Source organism: Streptomyces sp. NPDC051322 (assembly GCF_040689485.1).
Classification (GTDB): domain Bacteria; phylum Actinomycetota; class Actinomycetes; order Streptomycetales; family Streptomycetaceae; genus Streptomyces.
The window spans coordinates 21,388-37,583 of record NZ_JBFBAK010000006.1 but is presented as its reverse complement, the minus strand read 5'-3'; the positions used below and the strand labels follow the sequence as shown (position 1 = coordinate 37,583).

Genomic DNA, 16,196 nt, shown 5'->3' with positions numbered 1-16,196 from the left:
TGCGCCCGGCCGCGTACTCTGTCCCCCACCATCCGCCCTTCGCACGAAGAGAGCCCCCAGCCATGCCCCCATCTCAGGACATGACTTCCGATATCGATGCCGGTCTCCTCGATGTGCTGCAGCACCAGGTGGCCCTCTTCGCCCGGCGTGCCGAGCAGACGAGGCTGGGAGGCGTCGGTCAGGTCCGCAACTCGATGGACCGCGCCGCCTATCTGCTGCTCAACCGCCTGGACCGGGAAGGCCCGATGGGCGTGAAGGCGCTCGCGGCCAGTATGGGCATCGACTCCTCGACGGTGACCCGCCAGGTCGCCCCGCTCGTCGACACCGGTCTGGTCAAGCGGACTTCGCATCCGGAGGACGGCCGCGCGGTCGTCCTGCAGCTCTCGCCGCGTGGTCTGGCCCGGCTGGAGGAGGTGCGTTCCTCACGGCGCGAACTGATGGCGCAGGTGACGGACGGCTGGACCGACGAGGACCGGGATTCCTTCTGTTCGCTGCTCACCCGCTTCAACGCGGCCCTGTCGGCCCGGGCGTCGACCCAGCAGGACATCCAGCAGGAGACGGATTCACCCACCTCCTGACCGCGTCTTGACCAGGGGTGCCGAGCTGCTCTCAGAATGAGAGACAGGAGGCACAGTGCGCGAGCGGACGGCGGTGCGTAACCGTCGCCGCGCCCAGGAATTCGAGTCCTTCGTCGCGGGCGCGGCCGGTCGGCTGCTGCATGCCGCCACCCTGCTGACCGCGGAGCCCCTGGAGCCCGCGGGGTGCAATCCGCGGGCGCAGCGGCTGTTGCTGGCTGCCTTGTCCCACACGTACGCACACTGGGACCAGCGGCGCGGTGACGACCTCTACGACCGGACCCGCCAGGAGCTGGCATCGCGTTTCGCCGCCGCCGCATGGCGCTATCACCGGGCGGCGGCTCTCCCCGCGGTCCGGCGCGCCCGGCGGGCCGGCCGGCCGGAGCACCGGGGCGGTGTGCTGGAGCGGCTCACCCCGCAGGAACGTCTCATCCTGGTGCTCCGGCTGTACGAAGGCGTCGAGGAGGAGCAGGCCGCCGCGCTGCTCGGGCTCCCGGCGGAGCGGGTGCACAGCATCTGCATGCGCGCCGTCGCGACCATGCGCAGTGCGCCACCGGCGGTATCACCGGCGCCGCTCACCGAGGTGGCGACCCGGTGAGCCTCCCCGACCGCAAGGTGGACGAGGTCCGCCGGATGCTGGAGGGCCCGCACCCACCGGTCCCCGCCGGCCTGACGATCCGCGCCACCGAGCGGGGATCGCGGATGCTGCGCAGACGGGTCGCTGCGCGGTGGGCGCTGTGGCTGGTGCTGACGACCGCACTGGTGGTGTTCGTGGTGTGGGTGACGGTGGCGCAGCCGTGGGCGGTCCCTCCGTCGCAGCTGACTCCTCCGGTGGAGGGAGTCCGGTGACGACGGAGGCGCCGCGGCCCGGGCGGGCGGCGGCGCCTCCTGACGCCGGTCGACGGCGCCCGTCCCGGTGTCAGCCCAGCGCCCGCTGCAGGTCGGCCAACAGGTCGTCCCCCGACTCGATGCCCACCGAAAGCCGCACCAGATCCGCCGGGACCTCCAGCGCCGATCCGGCCACCGATGCGTGCGTCATCCGTCCCGGATGCTCCACCAGCGACTCGACCCCGCCCAGCGACTCACCCAGGGTGAACACCTCGGTGCGATTGCAGAACTCGACCGCCGCGTCCTCGCCGCCCTCGACCTGGAAAGACACCATGCCGCCGAACGACCGCATCTGCTTGGCGGCGATCTCGTGGCCGGGGTGTTCGGGCAGGCCCGGGTAGAGGACCTTGGTGACCTTGGGGTGCCGGCTGAGCATCTCGGTGACCCGCGTGGCATTCTCGCTGTGCCGGTCCATCCGTACCGGGAGCGTCTTGATGCCGCGCAGCACCAGCCACGCGTCGAAGGGACCGCAGACCGCACCCATCGCGTTCTGGTGGTAGGCCAGTTCCTCCCCGATCTCGTCGGAGTTGGTGATCAGCGCGCCGCCGACGACGTCCGAGTGGCCGCCCATGTACTTGGTCATCGAGTGCACGACGACATCGGCGCCGAGGGCCAGCGGCTGCTGCAGATACGGGCTGGCGAAGGTGTTGTCGACGACGAGCTTCACGCCCGCCGTGCGGGCCACGTCCGCGACCGCGGCGATGTCCGTGATGCCGAGCAGCGGGTTGGAGGGGGTCTCAACCCAGATCACCTTTGTCCGCGGAGTGATCGCGGCCTTCACCGCTGCCGGGTCGGAGCTGTTGGCGACCGACCACTCGACGCCCCACCGGGAGACGACCTTCGCGAAGAGCCGGAAGGTGCCGCCGTACGCGTCGTTCGGGATGACCACATGGTCGCCCGGCGAGAGCAGCGTGCGGAGCAGGCAGTCCTCGGCCGCCAGCCCGGAGGCGAAGGCGAGCCCGCGCCGGCCGCCCTCCAGGGCCGCCAGGTTCTCTTCCAGGGCGGACCGGGTCGGGTTGGCGCTGCGACTGTACTCGTAGCCGCCGCGCAGACCGCCCACGCCGTCCTGTTTGTAGGTGGAGACCTGATAGATCGGGGGGACGACCGCGCCCGTCAGGGGGTCTGCGGTGTTGCCTGCGTGAATGGCGATGGTCTCGAAACCGTGGTGCACGCTGTGCTGGTCGCTCATGGACACCGAGGGTAGTGGTCAGAAGTCCCCGGTGTCTGGTTCGCTGGTGGCATGGCGATTATCTGGTTCCTGCTCGCACTCTGCATGCTCGCGGCGGTCCTCGGTCCGTATCTGCTGCGCCGGAGCGGCGGCATCCGCCAGGTCCTGCCCGGCTCCCCGGACGCGGCGGACCCCGAAGACTACGGCTTCCTGCGCCAGGAGGAGCTGGACATCCGGCTGCCCGGCCCGGACCAGGACCTCCTGGATGTCATCGACATGGTGCAGCACACGCAGGACTGGCGCCCGGCGGCGCAGCTGCTGGCCGGCACGGCCAGGACCGGTGAGGTGCGCTGGCAGCGGGTGCAGGCCTTCGCCGGCGCGGCCTCGCTGGAGCTCTCCCGGCGCCCCGGCGTGGGCGGAGCGTGGCTGCGCAACTGGCGCTCCGAGTCCCCCAAGGACGCGGGGGCCGCGCAGGTGCACGCCGAGTTCCTGGTCCAGCAGGCGTGGCGTTCGTCGTCGGCGGGGACGGACGACTTCCGGATCATCCTGGAGGAGGCGCGCACGGTCTGCGGCGAGGCGGCGCTGCTCGCGCCGGGCGACCCCGTTCCGTACATCGTGGAACTGGCCGTCGGCCGCGGCCTCGCCTACCCGGAGCCGCAGTTCGAGGAGATGTGGGCCAAGGTGATCGACCGGGCCCCCGAGCACATGGGCGCCCACCTGTCGGCGCTGCACTACTGGTGCGAGAAGTGGCACGGGTCCCGCGACCGGGCCGACGAGTTCGCGCATGCCGCCGCAGCCCGGGCGCCGCGCGGCTCGCTGCTCGCCGCGCTGCCGCTCTTCGCGGTGTACGAGCATCTGCCCGAGGTCAATCTGGTGCGGGGTTTCTACCGGAGCGCGGTGGTCACCAAGGCGCTGGAGGGCGCCCTGTACGCGGTGCAGACCGCGCGCGCCGACGACCCGATGCTCGCCCATGTGCGCCATCTGCTGGTCTTCTTCCTCGTGCGCTCCGAGCGCTGGTCGGAGGCGATGAATCAGCTGGTGCACATCGACGGTCACGTCGGCGCCCTGCCGTGGACGCTGGACCCGGACCCGGCGGCCGAGTACACCGTCTACCGGGCGCTGGCCGTCGCCGGCTACGAAGCGAACGGCGGCAGCCCGGCCACCCTGTCGCGGTGAGCTGAGTACGCTGACCGCACGCCGCCGACTGGAGCCCCGCCGATGACCCGTCTCATACCGCTGCTCATGATCGCCCTCGGCGTCTACTTCTGGCTGAGGGCCAGGCGCAAAACCGCCGCGTACCTGGAGCGGACCGCGGACCCCGGTCCGGCTTACCGCCCCGGCGGCGCCCCGGACCGTAGTACCACGGCGCCGGACGCACTCTTCGAGAAGGAGTGACGCTGCCGCTCGTCACTGACCGCCCTGACGCAGCTCTCCGTCAGCCTGGCCTCTCTCGATCTGAGAGAGGCGCCTTCGACGAACTCGTCCCGCCCGCCGGAGATCTCCTCGGCACGCTCACGGTGTCCGCCGGCCGCTTCTGCGAAAGGGGGGGCCGAAGTCACCCGAAGGAGGCCGTCTCTGCCGTCAGCGAATCTGCTGCGGGCCGAGAACCGCCGTCCCGGGCCGGAGAAGGACCAAGAGTGGAGGGACCGCGGCGATCCATCGCCGCACCGGCACCCGGAGGACCGATGTCACCACTCACCACGCACCGCAGCGGACCGCTGCTCCCCCGAGCCGCCGACGACGACACGTCGGCCACCCCGTTCGACGACCATCTGGCCGCCCAGCTGCTCACCCAGCGGATCGTCCTCCTCGGGACACAGGTGGACGAGGTCTCGGCGAACCGGGTGTGTGCGCAGTTGCTGCTGCTGTCGGCGGAGGACGCGCGGACCGACATCAGTCTGTACATCAACAGCCCGGGCGGCTCGGTGACCGCGGGGCTCGCCATCTACGACACGATGCAGCTGATCCCCAACGACGTCTCGACCCTGGCCATGGGATTCGCCGCGAGCATGGGGCAGTTCCTGCTGACCGTCGGAACACCGGGCAAGCGCCATGCGCTGCCGAACGCGCGGATCATGATGCACCAGCCGTCGGCGGGCATCGGCGGGGTCGCCGCCGACATCGAAATCCAGGCGCAGAACCTCGAGTTCATGAAGCGGTCGATCGAGCGGATCACCGCGGAGCACACCGGACAGCCGGAGGAAACGATCTCCCGGGACGGTGACCGGGACCGGTGGTTCACCGCCGAACAGGCGAAGGAGTACGGCATGGTCGACCACGTGGTGGCATCCCTGGACGATGTCCGGCCGGCCGGTCCGCGGCGACGGACGGGACTCTGACATGAGCCAGTACACGATTCCGACCGTCGTCCAGCGCACCGCGCAGGGCGAGCGGGCGTACGACATCTACAGCAGTCTGCTGGCCGAGCGGATCATCTTCCTGGGCACCGAGATCGACGACGGCGTCGCGAACGTCGTCATCGCTCAGCTGCTGCACCTGGAATCGGCCGGCCCGGAGCGCGAGATCGCCATCTACATCAACTCGCCGGGCGGATCGGTGAGTTCGCTGATGGCGATCTACGACACCATGACCTTCGTCGGTGCGCCGATCTCGACCTGGTGCGTCGGGCAGGCAGCATCCACCGCGGCGGTGCTGCTGGCCGGCGGGGACCCGGGACGGCGGTTCGTGCTCGACCACTCACGCGTGCTGCTGGGGCAGCCGGCCAGCGCCGGCCACCAGGGGACGGTGTCGGACCTCAGCCTGCAGGCCAAGGAGATGCTGCGGATCCGCTCGGAGATCGAGGAGGTGCTGTCCCGGCACACCCGCCACGATGTCGCCACGCTGCGCGCGGACATGGACCGCGACAAGGTCTTCACCGCGCACGAGGCGGTCGCGTACGGGCTGGCCGACGAGGTGCTCAGCCGACGGCTGCTCGCCGTCTGACGCCTCCCGGACGGCGGGTCAGGCCGCGAGGCGCACCTCACCGCGCTGCGGTGCGCCGGCCGTCCCGCCGCCCCGGATGCTCCGTTCGGCGAGGGACGTCACCGAGGTGGTGGGGGTACGGACGCCGGTCCGGGCGAGACGGGCGAGCTCGCGGTGGCCCAGGACGAGGAGGTCGGCAAGACCGAGCCCCAGCGCGTGGGCGGCGGCCGCGAGGACCTCCGACGAGGCCTCCTTGAGGCCGCGCTCCAGCTCGGAGAGGTACGGCATCGAGATCCGGGCCGCGTCGGCCACGTCCCGCAGCGTGCGCTCCTGGGCAAGCCGCTCGCGACGCAGCACGTCACCGACGACGTGCCGCCAGAGCGGCTCCTTCGCGGACGGTTCCCCGGCCGGGCGCTCCTTCGCCGCCGGCGCCGGGGCGGCCGGGCGCAGGGGAAGGACACGGGCCTGGTTCGCTGCGTCGCTGCTCACCCCTTCAGAGTAGGAGTCCCGCGCCTCACCGGAAGGGAGCAGCGTTCCGCCGGCCGCGAAATCCGGGCCCCGGGCACGGGCCTGCGGCCTCGCGGGCCCACCGGGCGGGCCGGGGCGCGCATCTGACGGATGGTCCTCAGAAGATGTCGGACCCGGGGTGCTGTTGCACACTGCTGGGAGGAATTGTCACCGTATGGCCGGGCGAAGCGCACGGCCGTTTCCTCGGAGCGGAGGCGGGACATTTGATATCGACCAGCCGTCCTCGACATCACCGGGCCCTGATGGCGGTCCTGCTCGCCATCATCGCGCTCGTGCCGGCGGCCTGTTCCACGGACTCCGGTGGTGGCGACGGCGGGTCGCCGACCAGTGCGGCTTCGAGTACGCCCTCCATGGCACCGCACATCAAGATCACCACCACCCCCAAGGACGGCGCCGCGCACGTACCCATCGGCATCGGCCAGGTGCGGGCCACCGTGCAGGACGGCACCCTCACCACGGTCACTCTGACGGACCAGAACAACGGAAAGCGGGTGCCCGGCGCGATATCGTCCGACCGGACGTCCTGGCAGGCCAAGGAGAAGTTGCAGCGCGGGACGCCGTACACCCTGACGGCCGTCGCCAAGGACCGGGACGGCAAGTCGGCGACCAAGGTCGCGCGGTTCACCACCGCTTCCGCGAAGGATTCGGCGATCGCCTTCTTCACGCCCGAGGACAAGAGCACCGTGGGCGTCGGGATGGAGGTCTCGTTCAAGATCGACAAGCCGGTACGGAACGAGAAGGCCGTGCAGTCGGCCATCTCCGTGGTGTCCAGCACCGGCCAGCAGGTCGTCGGACACTGGTTCGGCAACCAGCGGCTGGACTTCCGTCCCGCCCACTACTGGAAGCCGGGATCGACCGTGACGGTGGGGCTGCACCTGGCCGGGGTCGAGGTCTCACCGGGAGTGTTCGGGGTCCAGGACAAGACCTTCTCGTTCACCGTGGGGCGCACCCAGATCTCCACCGTGGACGCGGCCGAGCAGTCGATGGCCGTGGTGCGCGACGGCAGCCTGCTGAAGATCATCCCGATCTCGTCCGGCTCCCCCGCGCACGGTACGTACAACGGGACGATGGTGATCTCGGAGAAGTACCAGCAGACCAAGATGGACAGTACGACGGTGGGGCTGGGCGACGAGTACAACATCCCCGATGTGCCGCACGCCCAGCGGCTGACCGCCTCGGGCACCTTTGTGCACGGGAACTACTGGGCGGCTCCCGGTGTCTTCGGTTCGCAGCCCACCAGCCACGGCTGCATCGGTATGCAGGACGCCCAGGGCGGCCACGACAGCTCGACCAACGGGGCGTGGTTCTACGACAACTCGCTGATCGGCGACGTGGTGATCGTCAAGAACTCAGTGGGCGGCGGCACGGTCGCCCCCGACAACGGCCTCAACGGCTGGAACATGGACTGGAACCAGTGGAAGGCGGGCAGCGCGCTCTGAGACCGTCCGAGCCGGGGGTCGGGCTTCATGGCAGCCTCCCCGGCAGGATCCGGTTGCTGTGCGGTGTACCGGATCCTGCCGGGGACGGCCGTGGACGTCGATGACGTCCGGGGTAATGCGGGGCCGGGCGACACCTCAGATGGTGGAGGTGTCGATCACGAAGCGGTAGCGGACATCGCTGTTCAGCACCCGCTCGTACGCCTCGTTGATGCCGTCCGCGTCGATCAGTTCGATCTCCGCGCCGAAGCCGTGCTGCGCGCAGAAGTCGAGCATCTCCTGGGTCTCCCGGATGCCGCCGATCCCGGAGCCCGCGAGGGTCTTGCGGCCGCCGATGACCGAGAAGAGGTTGAGCGAGACGGGCTCCTCGGGCGCGCCGACGTTCACGAAGGCGCCGTCCGTCCTGAGCAGGCTCAGGTACGAGTCCAGCGGCAGCGGCGCCGAGACGGTGGAGACGATCAGGTCGAAGGTGCCGGCGAGTTCCTTGAAGGTCTCCGGGTCGCTCGTCGCGTAGTAGTGGTCGGCGCCCAGCTTCAGCCCGTCCTCCTGCTTGCGCAGCGACTGGCTGAGCACGGTCACTTCGGCGCCCATGGCGTGGGCGATCTTGACACCCATGTGGCCGAGTCCACCGAGACCGACGATGGCGACCTTCTTGCCGGGCCCGGCGTTCCAGTGGGCGAGCGGCGAGTAGGTGGTGATGCCGGCGCAGAGCAGCGGCGCGGCCTCGTCGAGGGAGATGCCCTCGGGGATGCGCAGCGTGTAGTTCTCGTCGACGACGACGTGGGTGGAGTAGCCGCCGTAGGTGGGCTCGCCCTGCTTGTCGAGGCCGTTGTACGTGGGGACGCCGCCGCCGGTGCAGTACTGCTCCAGGTCGGCCTTGCAGTTGTCGCACTCGCGGCAGGAGTCGACCAGGCAGCCGACCCCCACGCGGTCACCGACGGTGAACTTGGTCACTCCGGAACCGACCTCGGCGACGATTCCGGCGATCTCGTGGCCGGGCACCATCGGGAAGATGCCCTTGCCCCAGCCGTCACGGGCCTGGTGGATGTCGGAGTGGCAGATGCCGGCGTACTTGATGTCGATCAGGACGTCGTGCTCGCCGACCGGCCGGCGCGGCACGGTGGTGCGCTCCAGCGGGGCCTTGGGGGCGGGGGCGGCGTATGCGGCGACGGTGGTGACTGTCATCCGGGAACGTTTCTCCTCAGAAGTGGGGTGGTGACTACCAGCGTGCCTGACCTCGGGGGAATCACCCAGGTCTCTGTTGTGCGTACGTCTGCTGTGCGTACCACTGGCAGAGTCAGGCAGGCGGTCATACGACCTGGATACTGGGGGCATGGACCAGCGCTCCGAACTCAGCGAATTCCTCCGCTCCCGCCGGGCCCGGCTGAAGCCGGCGGATGTGGACCTGCCCGAGCTGGGCAGGCACCGCCGGGTGCCGGGGCTGCGCCGGGAGGAGCTCGCGCAGCTCGCCGGGGTTTCCGTGGCGTACTACACACGGCTCGAGCAGGGCAACGGCCGCAATGTCTCCACCGAGGTGCTGGAGGCGATCGCGCGTGCCCTGCGGCTCTCGGACACCGAGAGCGCGCATCTCACGCATCTCGCCAGTCCGAAGCCGAAGAAGAAGCGGGCCGCCGCGTCACGGCCGCAGCGGATGCGGGCCGAACTGCAGCACCTGATCGACGCGATGGACGGGGTGCCCGCCTACGTGCTGGGCCGACGACTGGACGTGCTGGGATCGAACCGGCTGGCCCGGGCGCTGTTCGGCGACTTCAACGCCCGGCCGCCGGAGGAGCGCAACATGGCGCGCCTGGTGTTCCTGGACCCCAACAGCCGGGATCTGTACGTCGACTGGGAGTGCAAGGCGACCGAGCTGGTGAGCACCCTGCGGCTGTGCGCCGGCTGCTATCCGGACGATCCGCAGCTGTCGGCGCTGGTGGGCGAACTCTCCGTGAAGAGCGAGGAGTTCCGGACGTTGTGGGCCGCGCACACCGTGCAGGACAAGGGGCACGGTGTGAAGCGTCTGCGGCATCCGCTGGTGGGGGAACTGACGCTGTCGTACGAGACGATGCAGCTGCCGGCGGATCACGACCAGTCACTGGTCACCTTCCATGCGGAGCCCGGGTCCGCTTCGGCGGAGACGCTGCGGTTGCTGGCCGCTTGGGGCCTGGACGAGGCCTCGATCCCGGGAGAGGCCTGATATTCGGGCCTCTCCCGGGGTCACCACCCAGCGGACCGGGAGCGGTGCGGCGCTCCGTTATGCCGCCGCGTTCTCCGTGATGGTGACCTTGCCCTTGCGAATGGTGGCGATGCGCGGGGCCCGGCGGGCGAGCGCCGTGTCGTGGGTGACCATGATGAAGGTCAGTCCGTGCTCCTTCCAGAGCGCTTCGAGGACGTCCATGATCTCGTCGCGCATGCCCTCGTCGAGGTTGCCGGTCGGCTCGTCGGCGAGCAGCACCTTCGGGTTCTTGACCAGGGCCCGGGCGATCGCGACGCGCTGCTGCTGGCCGCCGGACAGCTCGGAGGGGAGATGCCCGCCGCGTTCGGCAAGGCCCACCGACTCCAGCGCTTCGGCGGCCCGCTTGCGCCGCTCGCCGCTCTTGACGCCGAGCGGGACGAGCGCGGTCTCCACGTTTTCCTGAGCGGTCAGGGTCGGGATGAGGTTGAAGGACTGGAACACGAAGCCGATGTTCTCCGCACGCACCTTGGTGAGCTTGGCTTCGCTGAGCTTCCCCAGGTCCACGCCGTCCAGCAGCACCGTGCCCGAGGTGGGCCGGTCCAGGCCGCCGAGCATCTGGAGGAAGGTGGACTTTCCGCCGCCGGTGGGGCCCTGGACGACCAGACGGCCACCGTCCTCGATGGTCAGATCGACTCCGGCGAGCGCGTCGACGGTCTTCTTGCCACGCTGGTAGCGCTTGGTGACGCCGCTGAGTTCATACATGGGACGGTTTCCAACTCCTGCTGTACGGACGGGTGATGGCGACTGCTCTGCGCGGATGCGCCGGACTACTCGACGCGGCGCAGCGCGTCCGCGGGCCGCAGCCGGGAGGCGCGCCAGCCGCCGAAGCCGCCCGCGATGAGCCCGCCCGCTACTGCCAGGGCGACCGCCATGGCGATGGTGGTGACGGAGACCGGCGCGGTGAGCGCGATGTCCAGCGCCTTGGCCGCGGTGCGACGGCCGGGGCCGCCACCGCCCGGGCCGCCGCCGAAGCCGCCGCCACCGCCCGATGCACCGATCGACGCGGTGAGGGTGGGGCTGATGGCGGTCACGGCGTACGCGCCGGCCAGGCCGATCGCGATACCGAGGATGCCGCCCAGCAGGCCGTTGACGAGTGCCTCGCCGACGACCTGGCGGGTGACCCGGCCGCTCTTCCAGCCGAGCGCCTTGAGCGTGCCGAACTCCCGCACCCGGCGGCTGACGGCCGACGAGGTGAGCAGACCGGCCACCAGGAAGGCGGCGATCAGCACTGCGATGGACAGCCACTTGCCGACGTTGGTGGCGAGGTTGGACGCGGTGGAGAGAGAGCCGGACACGGTGTCCGCGAGGTCGGCCGAGGTGGTGACCGTGGTGCCGGAGATGTTCTTCTGGATGGTCGACTTGACGCCGGCGATCTTCTGCGAGTCCGCGGCCTTGACGTAGACCGTGGTGACCTTGTTCTTCGCGTCGGCCAGCGTCTGCGCCTGCTGCAGCGGCAGATAGAGGTTGGCGGCCGCCTCACCGCTGTCGGGGGTCGCGACGCCCACGATCTTGTACGCGACGGAGTGGATCGTGACCGTGCTTCCGACCTTGAGCTTCTTCTTCTTGGCGTAGGAGGCGTCGGCCACGGCGACCTTGGCGTTGGTCTCCGAGCTGCTGAAGGTACGTCCCGACGTGATCTTCGACGAGGTCAGCGGGCCGAGGCCGAGGTGGCTGACGTCGGTGCCGTACACGGTGTAGGAGTCGACCTGGAAGTTGGCCCCGCCGCCCTGCACCTCACCCTGCGGGGCGCCGCCGCCGTAGCCACCGCGGCCGCCGGTGTTGCTGCCGGACCGCTGCTTGAACTCGCCGCGCTTGAACTGGCCGTCGACCTTCAGCACGCTCAGGCTCAGGCCGCCGACCGCGCCGGCGACGCCCTGCTGCGCGGCGACCTTGTCGACGGTGGACGAGGCCAGGGTCTGGAAGCCCTGGACCATGACCCGGTCGCTGCTCTGCTTGGTGTCGTCGCTGTTCCCCTTCGCCCCGAACCGGAACTTCGGACGGGCGTTGCCGCCGGTGGTGTCCGCCGGGGCCTCCGCCTTGGTGACCGTCATGTCCGTGCCGAGGCCGTACAGCGATTGGAGGACCTTGTCCTGGGCCTGGCTCATCCCGGAGGAGACCGAGCTGACGACGATGACCAGCGCAATACCGAGGGCGAGCCCCGAGGCGACGACGAGCGCCGCCTTTCTGCGGCGGCGCAGCTCGCGCCGGAGGTAGGTGAAGAACATGAGGTGAAGGTAGGTACCGCCGGTGACGGTGGGATAAGCCCGGCGTGAGAGATCGATGAGAAGCGGGCGGGTACGCCGACGGCGGCCGGTCCACCAGGAGTTGTCCTGGGGACCGGCCGCCGTCGTACGGGGATGGGGCCGGGCGACGCCTGGGGACCAGGCTCGGATCAGGCCTCGGAGCCGGCCTTCCATGCCGACCAGCTCATGTTCCAGCCGTTGAGGCCGTTGTCGGGCTGGATCTGCTTGTCGTTGGAGTTCTTGACGACGACCACGTCACCGATCAGTGAGTGCTTGTAGAACCAGGCGGCAGGCGTGTTCGGGTCGTTGGCACCCTTGGTGTCGGAGAGCCCGACACAGCCGTGGCTGGTGTTCGCGGAGCCGAAGACCGACTTCGCACCCCAGTAGTTGCCGTGTATGAAGGTGCCGGAGCTGGACAGCCGCATGGCGTGCGGGACGTCCTTGATGTCGTACTCGCCCTTGCCGTCCGAGTTGGTGAAACCAACCGTCGAACCGTCCATCCGGGTCTCCTTGTACTTCTCGGAGATCACCATCTGGCCGTTGTACGTGGTGTGCTCGGGAGCGCCGGCCGAGATCGGGATGGTCTTGATCGTCTTGCCGTCCTGCATGACCTTCATCGACTTCGCGGCGACGTCGACCACCGAGACCTGGTTGCGGCCGATCTTGAAGCTGACGGTCTTGTCCTGGACACCGGTGACCCCGCTGGAGCCCTCGACGCCGTCCAGGGCCAGCTTCATGGTGACCGTCGAACCCTCCTGCCAGTACTGGTCGGGGCGCAGGTCGAGCCGGGTGGAGCTGAACCAGTGGCCGACGACCTGCTGGCCGCTGCTCGACGTCACCGTGATGGCGTCCTCGACGGCCTTCTTGTTGGTGATCGCCTTGTCGAAGTTGATCGAGACAGGCATCCCCACGCCGACCGTCGAACCGTCCTCGGGGGTGAAGTTACCGATGAAGCTGTGGGCGGGCGAGACGGTGGTGAACGAGGAGTTCTCGTGCGCCTGGCGTCCCTTGCTGTCCTCGGCGGTGGCGGTGATCTGGTAGGTCGTCGAGCGCTCCAGCTGACCGTCCGGCTGCCAGCTGGTGCCGTCGGCGGCGATGGTGCCCTTGACCGACTTACCGGACGAGGTGGTCATCGAGACGTTGGTCAGCTTGCCCGAGCTGACGGTGACCTTGGTGTTCTTGTTGATGCTGGCGTTGTCGGCGCCGTTCTTGGGGGTGATCGCTATTCGGGCAGCCGAGGTGTCCTTCGCCGCGGCCGCGTCGACCGAATTCTGCGAAGGCTGCTTGTTGTCCGAACCGTCGGCTTTCTTGTCGCCGCCACCGCAGGCCGTCAGCACCAGTACGCCACCGAGCAGCGCGGACGCAGCCATGAGGCTCTTGCGCCGCTTACTGTTCGTCATCACACGCTTCTCCATCGTTGCCGTATACCCCGAAATTCCCCGAGCAGGTCGCCTCGGCAGCGTGTCCCTGCACTGCTATAAGAACTTCTGCGGGGGGACGCCGGTTCCACATCTGCGGAAGATGTGCGAAACGACACTCGCAATGCGCCGAATCGTAGTCGATCGGCGCGGCGGCCCTCGCTTCCCGAACCAGCTCTCAACTCCCCTCAATCCTGTCCGTATTTGTTCAAATACGGACATATACCCCTCGAAGAAGCGGCAGCCGGATAAACCTCTTGGCCTCTGCGGCTTTCCTGCGACCCGCTGCCTTCACTACCATCGGCGCACACGGTCCAATCAGCGTGTGCCGCAAGGGAGATCGAACCTGTGTCAGCTCGCCGACCGCTGTTGACCGCCACCGCAGCGGGAACGCTTCTCTGTGCCCTGTGGTTCGTTCCCTCGGCGAACGCCACCGACACACCCCGATCCGACGTCCCGGCGCACGCCTCCCAGCAGCACACCTCCGCGCTGGGTCCCAACCACACCTCGGTTGACTCGACGCATTTTCTGATCGGCGGATCGGTCTTCCTGGGACTCGGCACGGCATCCGTGGCCATCGCGCGGCGCCGGACCTGCACAACCAAGCTGACGCCGGCAAATCCAAGCCCGTCCGGCGTGTGAGGACAAGGGGTCCGGGGGCTTGCCCCCAGGAAGCGAAAGGTCCCCGCCGGCTACCCCCGCTTGCCCCGCAACCTCCGCCGGTCCCCACTCCCCGGCGGCGCATCCGCCAGCCGTAGGACCGCCCCGTCCCGCCCCGCCACCACCGGCTTCGCCGACCGCGCCGCCTTGGCCCGGTACTGGGCCGCGTCCGCGAGGCGGAAGAGGCGGCGGGCCGAGGGCAGCGGGCCGATGGGGTCGCCGGTGGAGGCGATGCCGCAGGCCACGCCCTCGCCCGGTTCGAGCCGGCCGGCCCGCACGCAGAGCTGCTCCGCGACCCGGATGACCTCGTCCGTTCCGGGGCCCACCGAGAGCAGGCAGAACTCGTCACCGCCGAGCCGGGCGGCCAGCGTGCCGGGCAACATCGCACCGCACACCGAGAGCACCGAGCCGAAACGTTCGAGCAGCCGGTCGCCCACCGCATGGCCATGGGTGTCATTGACCCGCTTGAGGCCGTTCAGATCGCAGACCACCAGGCTGACCACCGTGCCGTCGGCCCGGAAGCGCTCCACCGCACGGTCCAGGCCCGAATCGACGGCCCGCCGGTTGGCGAGCCCGGTCAGCGGATCGGTGAAGGCCAGCTTCCTGACCTCCTCGAGGCGTTCGCTCTGGGCCAGCCCGGCCGCCACCACCGCGGCCAGCACGGTGGCGAAGTCCGCGTCGGCACGGTCGAAGACCGCCACCCCGATCGGCCGGGCGACGTACAGCTCGCCCCAGGCCCGGCCGTGCAGCACTATCGGCGCGACCACGCAACTGCCCCGGCCGCGTTTGCGCAGTGCGGCCACCCGCTGGTGGCAGTAGCCGGCCGAGCCCTCGGCCGGTCCTTCGGACGTCTCCACCCAGGCGTTGGGCTCGCCGCCGCTCGCCCAGCGCTCGTGCAGGAACTCCGTGATCTCCGGGAAGTGGTTCACCGGATACGTCTCGGCCTCGGGGAATTCCTCCTCCCCGTCGGCCCGCTCCCCCACATTGGCGAGCACCCTGAGCCGGCCCAGCTCCCGTTCCCAGACCGAGAGCGCACCGAAGCTGCCGCCGAGGGCGTCGCACGCGCCCCGCGCGGCCGCCCGCCAGGAGGCACGCGGACTGTGAGCCGAGGCCATCGCCTGCGCCAGGGTCACCACCGCGCGGAGCCGCACATCGTCGCCCATTGCTCCAGCTTAGGGACGCTTCAGGCCTTTTGAGCAGTTATCCGTCACGCACTGTGACACACAGGGGGACGCCCGCCGGCTATTCCCCGGGCCACTCCGGCTTCCGCTTCTCGTTGAAGGCGGCCACGCCCTCCGCCCGGTCCCCGGAGAAGGCCACCGAACGCCAGGCCGCGTCCTCGACCTCGAGACCCGCCCGCAGATCGAGCCCGTGCCCCAGCCGCATCGCCCGCTTCGCCGCCCGCAGTCCGACCGGCGAGTTCGCCGCCATAGCGGCCGCCAGCTCCAGCGCCCGGGCGCGGGCGTCCTCGGCGAGGATGTCGACCAGGCCCAGCTCCCGGGCCTCGGTGGCCGCCACCCGCCGCGCCGTGAAGACCAGCTCGGCGGCGCGCGCCGCGCCCACCCGCCGGGGCAGCAGCTGGGTGCCGCCGCCGCCGGGGATCACGCCGACCGACACCTCGGGCAGCCCCACCACCGCCGTGGCGTCGGCGACGATCACATCGCAGGCCAGCGCCAGCTCGAAGCCGCCGCCCAGTGCGAAGCCGTGGACGGCGGCGATGGTGGGCATGGGGAGTTCCAGTACACCGGTGTAGGCGGCCCGTGCGGTGGGCCGCTGCCGTACCAGCTCGGCGTCGGTGAGCGAGTTGCGCTCCTTGAGGTCGGCGCCCACGCAGAAGGCCCGGTCATGGGTGGAGGTCAGCACCACGGTCCGCGCCGACGCGTCGGCCGACAGCGCCTCACAGGCCGCCGTGATGGACCGGGCCATCGCCGTGGACACCGCGTTCATGGCCTTGGGGCGGTCCAGGACCAGCTCGGCGACGTGACCGTGCAGCCGGACGGCGACGAACTCACCGAAGCGCTGTACGGCACCCGGCCGGTCCGGCGAGCTCTGTTCAGTATCTGAGATTTCCGATGTCATCCGGGCACGATAGCCAGCCGGCAGGGCGGTCGTCAGCCCCGCA

The 16,196-nt window shown here is 69.9% G+C and carries 18 protein-coding genes; 10 read left to right on the top strand and 8 right to left on the bottom strand.

All coding sequences use genetic code 11. The annotated features are described in order from the left end of the window. Positions 1–62: 62 nt before the first annotated feature. Genes AB0436_RS15490 through AB0436_RS15480 form a run of 3 tightly spaced genes read left to right on the top strand, consistent with a single transcriptional unit; the run spans position 63 to position 1,424 of the window. Complete coding sequence (locus AB0436_RS15490) at positions 63–578, top strand: MarR family transcriptional regulator (protein ID WP_366468369.1); 516 nt, start codon at positions 63–65, stop codon at positions 576–578. A gap of 55 nt (positions 579–633) precedes the next feature. Further along, positions 634–1,173, top strand: coding sequence for a sigma factor-like helix-turn-helix DNA-binding protein (locus tag AB0436_RS15485; protein WP_366468368.1), 540 nt, complete (start codon positions 634–636; stop codon positions 1,171–1,173). Further along, complete coding sequence (locus tag AB0436_RS15480) at positions 1,170–1,424, top strand: hypothetical protein (protein ID WP_366468367.1); 255 nt, start codon at positions 1,170–1,172, stop codon at positions 1,422–1,424. The genes AB0436_RS15485 and AB0436_RS15480 overlap by 4 nt, the downstream gene beginning before the upstream one ends. Before the next feature lie 70 nt (positions 1,425–1,494). On the opposite strand, the gene AB0436_RS15475 is transcribed toward AB0436_RS15480, so the two are convergent. Then, complete coding sequence (locus AB0436_RS15475; RefSeq protein WP_366468366.1) at positions 1,495–2,652, bottom strand: cystathionine gamma-synthase; 1,158 nt, start codon at positions 2,650–2,652, stop codon at positions 1,495–1,497. Positions 2,653–2,703: 51 nt separating this feature from the next. Between AB0436_RS15475 and AB0436_RS15470 the strand changes: the two genes are divergently transcribed. The 4 genes from AB0436_RS15470 (at position 2,704) to AB0436_RS15455 (ending at position 5,574) form a co-directional block, all read left to right on the top strand. Continuing rightward, the gene (locus tag AB0436_RS15470; protein WP_366468365.1) at positions 2,704–3,807 is read left to right on the top strand and encodes a hypothetical protein; all 1,104 of its coding nucleotides are present in this window, start codon (positions 2,704–2,706) and stop codon (positions 3,805–3,807) included. Positions 3,808–3,849: 42 nt separating this feature from the next. Next, a complete protein-coding gene (locus AB0436_RS15465; protein WP_366468364.1) occupies positions 3,850–4,026 on the top strand; it encodes a hypothetical protein in 177 nt (58 codons plus the stop codon). Positions 4,027–4,316: 290 nt separating this feature from the next. Continuing rightward, a complete protein-coding gene (locus tag AB0436_RS15460; RefSeq protein ID WP_366468363.1) occupies positions 4,317–4,970 on the top strand; it encodes an ATP-dependent Clp protease proteolytic subunit in 654 nt (217 codons plus the stop codon). A gap of 1 nt (position 4,971) precedes the next feature. Continuing rightward, complete coding sequence (locus tag AB0436_RS15455) at positions 4,972–5,574, top strand: ATP-dependent Clp protease proteolytic subunit (protein WP_366468362.1); 603 nt, start codon at positions 4,972–4,974, stop codon at positions 5,572–5,574. An 18-nt stretch (positions 5,575–5,592) separates the two neighbouring features. On the opposite strand, the gene AB0436_RS15450 is transcribed toward AB0436_RS15455, so the two are convergent. Beyond that, entirely contained in the window at positions 5,593–6,042 is a 450-nt protein-coding gene (locus AB0436_RS15450) for a helix-turn-helix transcriptional regulator (RefSeq protein WP_366468361.1), read from the bottom strand. Positions 6,043–6,323: 281 nt separating this feature from the next. On the opposite strand from AB0436_RS15450, the gene AB0436_RS15445 reads away from it, so the two are divergent. Beyond that, complete coding sequence (locus tag AB0436_RS15445) at positions 6,324–7,520, top strand: Ig-like domain-containing protein (protein WP_366468360.1); 1,197 nt, start codon at positions 6,324–6,326, stop codon at positions 7,518–7,520. Positions 7,521–7,655: 135 nt separating this feature from the next. Here the strand turns inward: AB0436_RS15445 and AB0436_RS15440 are convergent, their stop codons facing one another. Then, positions 7,656–8,702 (bottom strand): NAD(P)-dependent alcohol dehydrogenase, encoded by a 1,047-nt coding sequence (locus AB0436_RS15440; protein WP_366468359.1) that lies wholly within the window; start codon positions 8,700–8,702, stop codon positions 7,656–7,658. Between the two features lie 148 nt (positions 8,703–8,850). Here AB0436_RS15440 and AB0436_RS15435 point away from each other — a divergent pair, with 148 nt between their 5' ends. After that, a complete protein-coding gene (locus AB0436_RS15435) occupies positions 8,851–9,714 on the top strand; it encodes a helix-turn-helix transcriptional regulator (RefSeq protein ID WP_366468358.1) in 864 nt (287 codons plus the stop codon). Between the two features lie 57 nt (positions 9,715–9,771). Here AB0436_RS15435 and AB0436_RS15430 read toward each other — a convergent pair whose 3' ends face one another. The 3 genes from AB0436_RS15430 to AB0436_RS15420 all read right to left on the bottom strand — a co-directional run bounded on the left by AB0436_RS15430 (position 9,772) and on the right by AB0436_RS15420 (position 13,411). After that, on the bottom strand, positions 9,772–10,455 hold the full coding sequence (locus tag AB0436_RS15430; RefSeq protein WP_366468357.1) for an ABC transporter ATP-binding protein: 684 nt from the start codon (positions 10,453–10,455) through the stop codon (positions 9,772–9,774). Positions 10,456–10,520: 65 nt separating this feature from the next. Continuing rightward, a complete protein-coding gene (locus AB0436_RS15425) occupies positions 10,521–11,978 on the bottom strand; it encodes an ABC transporter permease (protein ID WP_366468356.1) in 1,458 nt (485 codons plus the stop codon). A 167-nt stretch (positions 11,979–12,145) separates the two neighbouring features. Continuing rightward, positions 12,146–13,411: an Ig-like domain-containing protein gene (locus tag AB0436_RS15420; protein WP_366468354.1), complete on the bottom strand. Its 1,266-nt coding sequence runs from the start codon at positions 13,409–13,411 to the stop codon at positions 12,146–12,148. 351 nt (positions 13,412–13,762) lie between these two features. On the opposite strand from AB0436_RS15420, the gene AB0436_RS15415 reads away from it, so the two are divergent. Then, positions 13,763–14,056: a hypothetical protein gene (locus AB0436_RS15415; RefSeq protein ID WP_366468353.1), complete on the top strand. Its 294-nt coding sequence runs from the start codon at positions 13,763–13,765 to the stop codon at positions 14,054–14,056. A 50-nt stretch (positions 14,057–14,106) separates the two neighbouring features. On the opposite strand, the gene AB0436_RS15410 is transcribed toward AB0436_RS15415, so the two are convergent. Continuing rightward, complete coding sequence (locus tag AB0436_RS15410) at positions 14,107–15,237, bottom strand: GGDEF domain-containing protein (RefSeq protein WP_366468352.1); 1,131 nt, start codon at positions 15,235–15,237, stop codon at positions 14,107–14,109. A 79-nt stretch (positions 15,238–15,316) separates the two neighbouring features. Continuing rightward, on the bottom strand, positions 15,317–16,153 hold the full coding sequence (locus AB0436_RS15405) for an enoyl-CoA hydratase-related protein (RefSeq protein WP_366468351.1): 837 nt from the start codon (positions 16,151–16,153) through the stop codon (positions 15,317–15,319). Positions 16,154–16,196: the final 43 nt, after the last annotated feature.

Coding starts and splice junctions, on each gene's coding strand:
- AB0436_RS15490 (WP_366468369.1), top strand. CDS start 63: ATGCCCCCATCTCAGGACATGACTTCCGATATCGATGCCGGTCTCCTC.
- AB0436_RS15475 (WP_366468366.1), bottom strand. CDS start 2,652: ATGAGCGACCAGCACAGCGTGCACCACGGTTTCGAGACCATCGCCATT.
- AB0436_RS15470 (WP_366468365.1), top strand. CDS start 2,704: ATGGCGATTATCTGGTTCCTGCTCGCACTCTGCATGCTCGCGGCGGTC.
- AB0436_RS15465 (WP_366468364.1), top strand. CDS start 3,850: ATGACCCGTCTCATACCGCTGCTCATGATCGCCCTCGGCGTCTACTTC.
- AB0436_RS15460 (WP_366468363.1), top strand. CDS start 4,317: ATGTCACCACTCACCACGCACCGCAGCGGACCGCTGCTCCCCCGAGCC.
- AB0436_RS15455 (WP_366468362.1), top strand. CDS start 4,972: ATGAGCCAGTACACGATTCCGACCGTCGTCCAGCGCACCGCGCAGGGC.
- AB0436_RS15445 (WP_366468360.1), top strand. CDS start 6,324: ATGGCGGTCCTGCTCGCCATCATCGCGCTCGTGCCGGCGGCCTGTTCC.
- AB0436_RS15440 (WP_366468359.1), bottom strand. CDS start 8,702: ATGACAGTCACCACCGTCGCCGCATACGCCGCCCCCGCCCCCAAGGCC.
- AB0436_RS15435 (WP_366468358.1), top strand. CDS start 8,851: ATGGACCAGCGCTCCGAACTCAGCGAATTCCTCCGCTCCCGCCGGGCC.
- AB0436_RS15430 (WP_366468357.1), bottom strand. CDS start 10,455: ATGTATGAACTCAGCGGCGTCACCAAGCGCTACCAGCGTGGCAAGAAG.
- AB0436_RS15425 (WP_366468356.1), bottom strand. CDS start 11,978: ATGTTCTTCACCTACCTCCGGCGCGAGCTGCGCCGCCGCAGAAAGGCG.
- AB0436_RS15420 (WP_366468354.1), bottom strand. CDS start 13,411: ATGGAGAAGCGTGTGATGACGAACAGTAAGCGGCGCAAGAGCCTCATG.
- AB0436_RS15410 (WP_366468352.1), bottom strand. CDS start 15,237: ATGGGCGACGATGTGCGGCTCCGCGCGGTGGTGACCCTGGCGCAGGCG.
- AB0436_RS15405 (WP_366468351.1), bottom strand. CDS start 16,153: ATGACATCGGAAATCTCAGATACTGAACAGAGCTCGCCGGACCGGCCG.